The following is a 9,928-nucleotide window of genomic DNA, read 5'->3' as shown; positions in this document are numbered from 1 at the left end:
CCCTATAGATGATGGGGTTGATAGGCTAGGTATGGACGCGGGGAATGCCCGTGGAGTTGACTGGTACTAATAGTCCGAAGGCTTACATTTTTTGACTGAGTGTGTTTGGTGTTTGCGTCCACTGTATAGTTTTGAGATAACAACCCCAGGGTTGAATCAGCGAGGGGTTCTAGAGCTAACGCTCTAGAACCCCTCGCTTTTTTGTATCTAAAAACTGTTTTTTATAAAAATAGAATAAATATTTTATATAGTGTGCGGTTAAAAATACCCCTCCAGCTCAGCCCGTAGAATCAGAGTATGACACTCACCGAGCAAGAAGCACACACATGGTTCAGAGCGGCCGGGCCCCGCTGGTTATCCCTGCACGAGAGCGTGCGCGATGGACTCTCGCCCGTTCTGCCCCGCTTTCTGCCTGGCTTATAGTTTCTTCCTTCACCTATCTTGCTCTGCTGTGGGGCCTAGCCCAGCTTGATGTGGAGGCGCAGGACGGAGGCGTGCCGGTAGACGTGCCAGACAGCGTCGCTGCCACAGACTGCTCGCTGGATGGGGCTGGCAGATGTTGCTGACGCCTTTGCTGTCGGTGATGTGCTCTGGATTCTGGGAGCTACGCTCCTAGCTGTTTACCTGGGCCTGGATTCTCTGTGCTACTGGGCGTTTCGGCAGATTGTGAAGGAGCTGGCTGCCCTTTCAAGCATGGTGGTTAAGGTGCTGCCGGTGCTCATGATTGCCGTGCTCTTCTTTTTTGTGAACGGTGATATCTGGCGAGTGGCTGCGGCTTTGAGTATGCAGCGTACTCTGCAGGTGGTGGCTATCCTGACGGTGTTGAGTCTGCTGGTTGTTTCGTCGACAGTAACCGAGAAGACCCGCCGGCTACTGGGTGCCCGTAAAGGGGATAGGGTGGAGGAGTTTACGGACGCCGAGTACGCGGGTGCTGCTCTACAGGCTGGGGACAGGTGGCGTCAGGAGCTTGAAAAATTGCCCGCTGCGGGTTTGGGTCGCCCGGCTGATTTTAGGTGGGGCGAGTGGAATAACCTGGTGCTTCTTCCGATTGTGGTGCAGATGATTCAGGCTGTACTTTTTGCCGGGGTCGTTTTTCTGTTTTTTGTTTGGTTTGGCACGATCGCTATCCCTGATGCCACCATTACGAGCTGGCTGGGTTTTGAGGCCTCTAAGGTGACCCTGTTGGGTGTGCAGTTCCCGTTTACGGACGTTCTGGTGAAGGTATCGATGGTGCTGGGGGCTTTTGCTGCCCTTAACTTTGCTGCGCAGACCAGCACGGACTCCCGCTACGCGGAGGAGTTCTTGGAGCCTGCCATCGGCCAGGTGCGGAGCACGGTCATGGTGCGAAATATCTACCGGGCTCGTACGAAGTAGAAGTACCGCAGCGAGGTAAGTGAACACAGCTCTATATTCAGAATAATTCTTCCGAAAGGTGAAGTGGTGGAGACGGCAGTAGTTGTAGGTGCAGCCATCCGAGATGCCCGTAGACACTTTCGTCTTACTCAGCTTGAGTTAGCCGAACTGGTTGGGGTCAGTGACCGCACCGTTCGGGATATTGAGAAAGGGCGCTCGGGGCCTTCATTCTCGACGGTACTTGCGGTTGCGGCTGCAGTTGGGGTTCATCTTGAGGTTGCTAGGTCCGTATGATTCCTGAAGATTATAAAGGTGTGAGAGTTGCGGACGTATACGTGGCAGGTACTCTTGCCGCATATCTCACGAAAGACCAACAAGGGACAGTAACTTTTTCTTACAAACTTGGTTATCGAGGGCGTCCGGTAGCAACTACTCTTCCACTAGATGTGCCCCCGCTGGTTTCCCCTGCGGGTGCCCTCCCCGCTTTTTTGCCGGACTTCTTCCAGAGGGATATCGCCTTACCCTACTGAGAGCAGCCACTAAAACCAGTCTGGACGATGAGTTCACGCTTCTTCTAGCCGTTGGGCAAGATACCCCGGGCAATACCAGGTTGTCCCCGCAGGTCAGCTACCATCTGAAACTCCAGCTCTGCTTGTCGGTAATCCTGAAACCCTTGATTTCTCTCAACTCTTTGTTGCAGTTGATTCTCATGCCTTGCCTGGAGTTCAGGCTAAGGCTAGTGCTCAAATGATGACAGCGACGGCTATTGGGTACGATGGCACCAGCGCCCTGGTGAAAGTAAACCCTGGTAGATACCCCCAACTCGTTCAGAATGAATACGCCCATCTGCGAGCAGCTCAAGCATTGAAGCTGCCCGTTGCATCGGCTCAGTTGGTCCGTGATTCCTTGGGCGTGGAGGGCCTTTGGATATCTCGTTTTGACCGTGGTGAAGGGGGCGCACGCTATGCATTTGAAGACTCTACTCAGGTTCTAGGCGTGTACCCGGCGCAAAAGTACTTTCTTGAGACAGAGTGCGTCATATCGGCTTTAGCTGACCTTGCTGTGTCATCGCTTATTGCGAGGCGGACGCGCAACCTGCGTCGCCGACATTGGTTGGAGTTAGCTGACTCCATTGGTCTGCCCCTAAAAGCTGCGGTGTCTTCTCATCGTCTTGCCCTCACGGCTGCTGCTTCTGTGGGTTGGGGGGGCGATTGGGTTAGAGGGCTCATCCGTGCGGGGCGCCCAGCGCGAGTTGCGCTTTTCGGCGTTACGAGCTGGAGCAAGAGGCGTAGAGATAAAAACTTCAGATACTTACCTACAGGTCGGGCAGATGCCTTAGTGCCCGAACATGACCTTGTAGGCCAGGAAGAACATGAGGGCTGCGATGCCGGCATCCAGCACGCGCCAGGCGCGGGGGCTGGCAAAAACAGGACGCAGGAAGCGGCTGCACGAGGCCAGGAGGGTAAACCAGATAGCGCTACCTGTGACTGTACCCACGTAGAAAAGCCATCGGTAGTCGCCCTGCTGCGCCGCAATGCCACCAATGAGGACAAAGGTATCGAGGTAGGTGTGGGGGTTGAGGTAGGTCATGGCAGCAGCAATGAGCAGGGCCCTACCCAGGGTTTGCGGCCCGGAGTCTTCGCTGGTGACCTTCATGGTGGACGGCCGCAGGGCACGCTTCGCAGCCATGGCACCGTAGAGGACGAGGAAGGCGCCGCCGCCCCAGCGCAGAATCTCCAGTACCCAGGCGGCTGAGTCCGCCAGGGACCCGATCCCCAGCACTCCCAAGCCGATGAGCAGAGCATCAGAAAGAATGCAGAAGATGGCAATGGGCCAGATGAACTTGCCGATGATGCCCTGCTTGAGTACGTAGGCGTTCTGGGCGCCGATAGCCACAATGAGTGAGAGCGAGGTGCCGATGCCAAAGAGGACGTGGGGGAGGATTTCTGCGATAGTCACGAGAATCTATCGTAGGTGACCAGCATTCATAAAGCTATCTAATGAAACTTCAATAGCATAAGATGTTCTTATGATGCGCTTTACTACCGACCAGCTCCAAACCTTCGTCACCGTCATCGAATATGGCACCTTCGACGCAGCCGCCGATATTTTGGGCGTCAGCGCCTCAGCTATCTCACAACGCGTCAAGGCAATGGAACAGCTGGCCGGGCGGGTGCTCCTTAAGCGCACTAACCCGGTGGCTCCCACCGAGTCGGGGCAAAGCGTCCTGCGTATTGCCCGGCAGAGCGAATTCCTGCACGCAGAAATGGAGCGTGAACTCGGCGGTAGTGAAGAGGGGCAGAGCGTAGCTGTGGCCGTCAACGCCGACTCCCTGGCAACCTGGTTCCTCTCGGCCGTTGCAGAGCTAGCCGCCCGTGACCGTATATTCTGCGACGTGCGCCGAGAAGCCGAGTATCACTCGTCCGCCCTGCTGCGATCTGGGGAAGTGATGGCGGCCCTGACATCGCGCCCCGAACCTATCGCCGGTTGCTCCGTTGAGAAGCTGGGCGATATCCGCTACCGCGTGGTTGCCTCCCGCGATTATCTGGCCCGCTATTTCCCCGCCTACCCGCAGGTCACCGCTGAGCAGCTGGCACTTGCGCCGGTGGTGGAGTTTGACCGAAAGGACTTCGGGCTCGCGTCCGCCCGGGGCCTGCTGCTCGACCGCTTCGCGGTGGAACCTGACTCCTGGCAGGGCTCACCTACCATCTACCTGCCCAGCTCACCCGACTATGCGCGGGCCGTCCTGGGCGGAATTGCCTGGGGTATTCTGCCCGAGGTGCAGGGACTTGACGCCCTTGCCTCCGGCGACCTGGTGGAGCTCGCCTCCCAGCCGGTTGACGTGCCGCTCTACTGGCAGCACTGGAACATCAGCTCCCCCGTGCTCGCCCGGCTGAGCGAACGGGTGTACGCTGCAGCCGCGGGCGAAGGGGTCCTGAGATAAGGCTTAGCTGAGAGCTCTGAGCTGCTCCGCCAGAGCCTCGGGCGAGCTGCTTTCCAGGGGAGCGTCAGCGGTAACACGAAGATGCAGGCGAGATACGTGGGGGCACGCGGACGCCGGCGCCATATTCCAGCAGGCGGTGAAGGACGCTTCTGCCCCGGCTACCTGACACAGGAGGGAAAAGAGGCGGTGGGTTACCTCAGCTAGATTGTCACGGGCTGCATCTGAGAGTGCGGCGAGTGATCGACTGGTCTGCTTGGGCATCACCAGAATTTCTAGCGGCGCGGTGGATGCGTAGGGAATGTAAGCAATCCAGTGTTCGGTATTGAGCAAAATACGGGAGCCGTCTACCAGCTCAGAAGTCAGCACATCGGCTAGCAGGTCCCCGCCGGTGCGACGGTTCCAGCGCTGGGCTTCCCCCTGAATAACCTGAGAGCGGGTGGTAGCGTCGCTAAAGCCATACAGGCAGGATATGACCCGGCCCTGACGGTGGTGCTCGACGATAGTTATATCGACAATATCGCTTCTCTCAAGCAGGGACTCAACCGCACCTATAGTACGGGCGAAGTAGGCCCTCTGGTCCTGCTGGCGCTGAGCTAGGGGCCGGTTCCACAGAGTCTCAGCATGTACCTGCCAGAAAGCATCGTCGCTCTGCTGCGCTGACTGTAGCTGTAAAAGCGGGTCGCTGGGATTTGCGTAGCGAACATCGGTAGAGAGGGGCAGGGCATTGGCCTGAAGGCGCTGGGCGAGGGTGCTACGCGCGCCATTGACGGGTACCGGTATATACTGGCCCGTGAGCGGGTCCCGCCGCAGCTTCACTGGTACGGATGCTGAAGGTGATGGCATGGCAGGTGCTGCTACAGGGGAGTAGGTATTCACTGGGCTACCTCTACTTTCTCTACAAGGTCTTCAAGCTGGCTGATAACCGAAGCCGGTGTTTGGCTATCAACAATGACAAGGTCAATATCGCTCCACTGGGCAAAGGTAGAAAGGGCATTGAACCCCCATTTGCTGTGGTCAAAGACCTGAATCACCCGGTGGGCGCTATCGATGAGCGCTCGCACTGCTGCGGCTTCTTCCACAGATGGAGAGGTGAGCCCCACTTCTGCTGTGGCTCCGTGGGTGCTAGTGAAGAGGGTATCGAAATGCAGATTGCTTAGGGCCGATAGGGTGAGTGGCCCGACGAGGGCCTCGCTGGGGGTGCGTTTACCGCCGGTGACGAAGAGGTCGGTGTGAGGGGCGGCCTGGAACTGGTCGGCTACTCGAATGGAGTTGGTGATGATAGTGAGGTTAGAGCAGTCAGCCACTTCCGCTGCTACCGCGGCGCAGGTTGAACCTGCCGCAAAACCCACGGAGTCGCCGTCCTTAACGTGCCGCGCTGCTGCCCGGGCTATTTCTTGTTTGGCCTGCTGGTTGGTCTGACTTTTTTGTGTGTAGGTGGGGTTGTGGGTCGCTCGCACTGAGCGTGCTCCGCCGTGGACTTTGGCGATAAGACCCAGTGCGTCCAGCTCTGTGAGATCGCGGCGGATAGTGATGGGTGAGACGTCGAAAGTCTCGATGAGCTGGGCTGTGGTGATGCTGCCGTGGGTGTTGATTTCGTGAAGAATCTTGGCGTGGCGTTCGTCTGCAAGCATGTTACTCCTTGAAAGTGACCATATGTGTTCATAATAGTGCATAAATAATCATTTATGGTCACTTTTTGATCAAAAAAATATCAAAAAGACACCCTGAGGGTGCTAGAAATTTTCTTTGTAAAATTTTTCGCTACGTAGCTTGCATGGATAGAACTTTACTTGTAAAGTAATAACTGTTGAAAACAAACCGTACCGCTTGAAAGGCACAATCATGGCAGAACTCACCGCAGGCACCTGGAACTACGACTCAGCACACTCAGAGGTAGGCTTCACTGTGCGCCACGCAGGCATCACCAAGGTACGCGGCACCTTCGAACAGGTCGACGCCCAGCTCGTCATCGCTGACAACATCGCAGACTCCACCATCAAGGCAACCGCGCAGATCGCATCTGTTAACACCAACAATGCTGATCGCGATGGCCACCTGCGCAGCGCAGACTTCTTCGATGTAGACGCTCACGCCACCATGACCTTCGAATCAACCTCCTTCGACCTCAACGGTGAAGACCTGACCATCGCAGGCAACCTCACCATCAAGGGTGAAACCCGCCCCGTCACCTTCATCGGCGAATTTACCGGTGCAGTCGTCGACGCCTTCGGTGTTACCCGCGCCGGTGCATCTGTCTCAGCAACCATCTCCCGCAAGGACTTCGGCATCACCTGGAACGCCGCAGTTGAAGCTGGCGGCGTGCTGGTCTCAGATAAGGTCGTCATCAACCTCGATGTAGCCTTCACCGCTCCCGAAGCGTAATTAGACTCCCAGTGTGAGAACGCTGACGAGATAAAGCACACTGCTTGAGGCATATACCCAAGCCAAGGTGCAAAATCAGCTGGACTCGAGCTGATAGGTGTTGTGTAGCCCTGCCCTTCCCTGCTTTACGGTAGGGGAGGGCAGGTTGCTTTAACAGAAAGGACGCTCGTGGTCAGCTTCGTGGAGAGACACCAGGTGGTGCTCTACCTGCTTGTCCTGGCAGTGGGGGCTTGCGGCGTCCTTTGTGCCGGGGGTTGCGGGTCTTCTCAGCCGCTGGTTACCCCGACCCTTGGTGTGCTGCTCTTAGCCACCTTCCTGACGATTCCGCTCCATGGCCTTCTGGAATCCGGGGCGCTCACCGGTTTTACTAAAACTCTGCTGGCTCTCAACTTTCTTCTAGCACCCCTGATGGTGGCGCTACTTCTGCTGGGGCTTCTGCTCTTCCGTTCCGCCGGTATCTGGCGAGGGGAGTTTCTGGCTGACGGTACCCTCTGGCAGGCCCTGCCGCAGCTGGCAGCCGCTCTAGCTGTGGTGGTAATTCCCCTGCTGGGTGCAGCTCTTATTCAGGGAGCAGGTGGGCACCTGCAGAAATACTCTGAAGATGCAGCGAGTGGTTTGATGGTGCCCCTGATGGTGCTGGTGCTTGCCCTCACTCCGGCCGCTTATGCCGTTCATGTCACCCAGCCCGCCTCGTATCTTATACCCCTGGCCTACTTATATGCCCTATACGCTATATGTATGGGGTTGCTTTCTGGCTCCCTCCTGCGACGCTGGGGCAGGGCCCTACCCGCACCCGAGCGGGTTGCCCTCTACCGCACACAAAAATCCCCGCTACCGTAGGCCGGTAACGGGGGTAGAGGAAGGGGAGCGGACGCCTAGCCCGCCACCGCCTGCCACACAAAATAAATAGCCACAGCGGCAACCACACCAAACAGCGCCCACCGGCGCAGCTTGGTCTCAAACCGGGCGGCACGAATATCGGCGCGCTGCTCCAGCGTCTCGTTCGGATCAACCGGCGCTAAGTTCGAGGGGTTGGTTGTCTCAGGTTTCTTCTCAGCCACAGTGGCACCTAGTGCCAGCGGGTGGTCATAACCAGACCCACCATCATGAAGCCAATGCCGATACCGATATTCCAGTTACCGATACCCGGAATCGGGTATACCGACTGGGAAATGTAGAAGGTAATAATCCACAGCACGCCAATCACAATCATGGCGAACATAATCACGCGATACCAGAGGGGGGTCGGCGACGGGAAGTCATCGTCGCTGTACATCGACTCAGCAACGCGGCGTAGCTCCGCCTCTTCAAAATCCTCGTCACGAATAGACTTCGACTCAGCCACTTTTCCTCCAGTAGGGGAGCACGCTCCCGGCAGTTTACAAAATATACGGTCAGAGACGATTTTAACCGTACCACCTGAAAAAGTTCTAACATTAAACAGTCCCCCGCAACCGTCCCACGCCGAGGTGAGATGTGACCACAGCAGCCCCCACCGCTAGCCACCGAAACAGCCCAGGTGTCCGGCGTACCCCCCTGCAATGGGTTATCCAAATCATCGGCGAACTGCTTATCACAGCTGGGATTATCCTGCTTCTCTTCGTCGCCTGGCAGCTCTGGTGGACCAACATCGACGCCAACCGCACCCAGCAGCAGGCCGTCGACAGCCTCATCCAAGAATTCAACAGCGGCAGCGGACGCCCCGGCCCCGCTACCACCGGCCAGGGTGAGAACACCGAGGGGGCGGCGTCCGAAAACGTCGTACCCGACTACGACCCCGCCAACCCACCGGTTGCCACCCCGCCTGCCTACGGGCAGGCCTACGGCGTGGTCTACATTCCTCGCCTGGGCCAAAACTACGCCCGACCCCTCGCCGAAGGCGTAGGTACCGATGTGCTCGATACCCTGGGTCTAGGGCGCTACCCCAGCAGCCAGATGCCCGGTGAATACGGCAACTTCGCCCTGGCAGGTCACCGCCAAACCAACGGTGCGGTGCTCGATAATATCGACCTGCTCCAAAACGGCGACAACATCTACGTGCGCACCGCCGAGGGCTACTACACTTACCGGGTCTACGAGCACACAATTGTGCTCCCCACCCAGATAGAGGTCATCGCCCCTAACCCCGACCAGCCTGAAGCGCCCCTCGCCGAGGCAGACCGCCGCCTACTCACCCTCACCAGCTGCCACCCCCGCTATGGCGATACCGAACGCTACATCGTTCATGCCGAATTTGTCAGCTGGCAGCCAGCTGAAGCCGGTGCCCCCGAAGAAATTGCCGGCATCGCCGGCTAAAGCCAACCACCGCCGTCCACCCCAAGGAACCCCCCATGTACGCCTGGATTTTCCGCCACCTACCCGGCCCCCTGTGGCTGCGCATCATTATCGCTATCGCCCTCATAGCTGCCGCCGTCTACCTGCTCATGGAACACGTCTTCCCCCACTTCGCTGAATACAGCCCCTTCAACACCGACGTGACCATAGAGCAATAAGCGCCGGACGTCCGCCCCACCCCGTGCGATAGAATCAAGACACCATCACGAAAGGGCAGGTGCCATGACCAAAATCCTCGTCATCGATAACTACGACAGCTTCGTTTTCACCCTGGTCGGTTACATCCAGCAGCTCGGCGCTGAAACCACCGTTATCCGTAACGACGAACTGACTCTTGACGAGACCATCGCCCTCGCCCAAGAGCACGACGGTGTGCTCGTCTCACCCGGCCCCGGCAACCCTGCCGAAGCGGGCGTCATCATCGACGTCATCAAGTGGGCCAAAACCGCCAATAAGCCCCTGCTCGGCGTCTGCTTGGGCCACCAGGCCCTTGCCGAAGCCTTCGGCGGGGTTGTAGGCCACGCCCCTGAGCTGATGCACGGTAAGACCTCTCAGCTGGTCCACACCGGCCAGTCCGTCTTCAAGGGGCTGCCTAGCCCCTTCACCGCCACCCGCTACCACTCCCTCGCCGTTGAACCTGCCACCCTGCCCGCTGAACTAGAGGTTACCTCCAGCACCGATAACGGCATCATCATGGGCCTGCGCCACGTCACCGCCCCCCTGCACGGCGTACAGTTCCACCCCGAATCGGTACTTACTGAAGGTGGCTACCTCATGCTCGGTAACTGGCTCGAAGAAGTAGGTTTAGAAGGGGCCGCAGCCCTGGGCGCTACCCTCTCTCCCCTCATCGATCCGGCAGCCTAACACCAGCCTGATAGCCCAAAAACCCCTATAAGAAAGCCGCCCTCCCCACAT

Annotated in this window: 15 protein-coding genes and 1 pseudogene; 11 read left to right on the top strand and 5 right to left on the bottom strand. The window is 57.9% G+C overall.

What is annotated here, in order from left to right; all coding sequences use genetic code 11:
- Window positions 1–326: 326 nt before the first annotated feature.
- The 5 genes and pseudogenes from E4U03_RS06610 to E4U03_RS13370 form a co-directional block, all read left to right on the top strand.
- Window positions 327–566, top strand: a complete 240-nt coding sequence (locus E4U03_RS06610) for a hypothetical protein (RefSeq protein WP_135012651.1) — start codon at window positions 327–329, stop codon at window positions 564–566.
- Window positions 544–1,374, top strand: coding sequence for a hypothetical protein (locus E4U03_RS06605; protein ID WP_135012649.1), 831 nt, complete (start codon window positions 544–546; stop codon window positions 1,372–1,374). Before E4U03_RS06610 ends, E4U03_RS06605 begins: the two co-directional genes overlap by 23 nt.
- 63 nt (window positions 1,375–1,437) lie before the next feature.
- A complete protein-coding gene (locus E4U03_RS06600) occupies window positions 1,438–1,647 on the top strand; it encodes a helix-turn-helix transcriptional regulator (RefSeq protein ID WP_322785916.1) in 210 nt (69 codons plus the stop codon).
- Window positions 1,648–1,684: 37 nt separating this feature from the next.
- Window positions 1,685–2,104: a HipA N-terminal domain-containing protein gene (locus E4U03_RS13645; protein WP_322785917.1), complete on the top strand. Its 420-nt coding sequence runs from the start codon at window positions 1,685–1,687 to the stop codon at window positions 2,102–2,104.
- A pseudogene (locus tag E4U03_RS13370) lies at window positions 2,101–2,352 on the top strand (HipA domain-containing protein); the annotation flags it as partial. The gene E4U03_RS13645 and the pseudogene E4U03_RS13370, both read left to right, overlap by 4 nt.
- Before the next feature lie 336 nt (window positions 2,353–2,688).
- Here the strand turns inward: E4U03_RS13370 and E4U03_RS06590 are convergent.
- On the bottom strand, window positions 2,689–3,312 hold the full coding sequence (locus tag E4U03_RS06590) for a LysE/ArgO family amino acid transporter (RefSeq protein ID WP_245207684.1): 624 nt from the start codon (window positions 3,310–3,312) through the stop codon (window positions 2,689–2,691).
- 70 nt (window positions 3,313–3,382) lie between these two features.
- On the opposite strand from E4U03_RS06590, the gene E4U03_RS06585 reads away from it, so the two are divergent.
- A complete protein-coding gene (locus E4U03_RS06585; RefSeq protein ID WP_135012645.1) occupies window positions 3,383–4,297 on the top strand; it encodes a LysR family transcriptional regulator ArgP in 915 nt (304 codons plus the stop codon).
- 3 nt (window positions 4,298–4,300) lie between these two features.
- On the opposite strand, the gene E4U03_RS06580 is transcribed toward E4U03_RS06585, so the two are convergent.
- Both E4U03_RS06580 and E4U03_RS06575 read right to left on the bottom strand, forming a co-directional pair.
- Window positions 4,301–5,173: an HIT domain-containing protein gene (locus E4U03_RS06580; RefSeq protein WP_209304135.1), complete on the bottom strand. Its 873-nt coding sequence runs from the start codon at window positions 5,171–5,173 to the stop codon at window positions 4,301–4,303.
- On the bottom strand, window positions 5,170–5,928 hold the full coding sequence (locus E4U03_RS06575; protein ID WP_167752345.1) for a DeoR/GlpR family DNA-binding transcription regulator: 759 nt from the start codon (window positions 5,926–5,928) through the stop codon (window positions 5,170–5,172). Before E4U03_RS06575 ends, E4U03_RS06580 begins: the two co-directional genes overlap by 4 nt.
- Before the next feature lie 211 nt (window positions 5,929–6,139).
- On the opposite strand from E4U03_RS06575, the gene E4U03_RS06570 reads away from it, so the two are divergent.
- Together E4U03_RS06570 and E4U03_RS06565 are read left to right on the top strand one after the other, a co-directional pair.
- A complete protein-coding gene (locus E4U03_RS06570) occupies window positions 6,140–6,679 on the top strand; it encodes a YceI family protein (protein WP_135012639.1) in 540 nt (179 codons plus the stop codon).
- A gap of 180 nt (window positions 6,680–6,859) precedes the next feature.
- Window positions 6,860–7,519, top strand: coding sequence for a hypothetical protein (locus E4U03_RS06565; protein WP_135012637.1), 660 nt, complete (start codon window positions 6,860–6,862; stop codon window positions 7,517–7,519).
- Window positions 7,520–7,554: 35 nt separating this feature from the next.
- On the opposite strand, the gene E4U03_RS06560 is transcribed toward E4U03_RS06565, so the two are convergent.
- Together E4U03_RS06560 and E4U03_RS06555 are read right to left on the bottom strand one after the other, a co-directional pair.
- A complete protein-coding gene (locus E4U03_RS06560) occupies window positions 7,555–7,740 on the bottom strand; it encodes a long-chain fatty acid--CoA ligase (protein ID WP_135012635.1) in 186 nt (61 codons plus the stop codon).
- 8 nt (window positions 7,741–7,748) lie between these two features.
- Window positions 7,749–8,024, bottom strand: a complete 276-nt coding sequence (locus E4U03_RS06555) for a cell division protein CrgA (protein WP_245207683.1) — start codon at window positions 8,022–8,024, stop codon at window positions 7,749–7,751.
- Between the two features lie 131 nt (window positions 8,025–8,155).
- On the opposite strand from E4U03_RS06555, the gene E4U03_RS06550 reads away from it, so the two are divergent.
- The 3 genes from E4U03_RS06550 (at window position 8,156) to E4U03_RS06545 (ending at window position 9,877) form a co-directional block, all read left to right on the top strand.
- Window positions 8,156–8,974 (top strand): class E sortase, encoded by an 819-nt coding sequence (locus E4U03_RS06550; RefSeq protein ID WP_135012634.1) that lies wholly within the window; start codon window positions 8,156–8,158, stop codon window positions 8,972–8,974.
- A 35-nt stretch (window positions 8,975–9,009) separates the two neighbouring features.
- Window positions 9,010–9,171, top strand: coding sequence for a hypothetical protein (locus E4U03_RS12820; RefSeq protein WP_167752344.1), 162 nt, complete (start codon window positions 9,010–9,012; stop codon window positions 9,169–9,171).
- 64 nt (window positions 9,172–9,235) lie between these two features.
- On the top strand, window positions 9,236–9,877 hold the full coding sequence (locus tag E4U03_RS06545; RefSeq protein ID WP_135012632.1) for an aminodeoxychorismate/anthranilate synthase component II: 642 nt from the start codon (window positions 9,236–9,238) through the stop codon (window positions 9,875–9,877).
- The last annotated feature ends 51 nt before the right edge of the window (window positions 9,878–9,928 follow it).

Source organism: Rothia nasimurium (assembly GCF_004569295.1).
Lineage (GTDB): Bacteria > Actinomycetota > Actinomycetes > Actinomycetales > Micrococcaceae > Rothia > Rothia nasimurium_B.
Note: the sequence above shows the minus strand (reverse complement) of the source record. Positions and strands in the feature narration are given on the sequence as shown.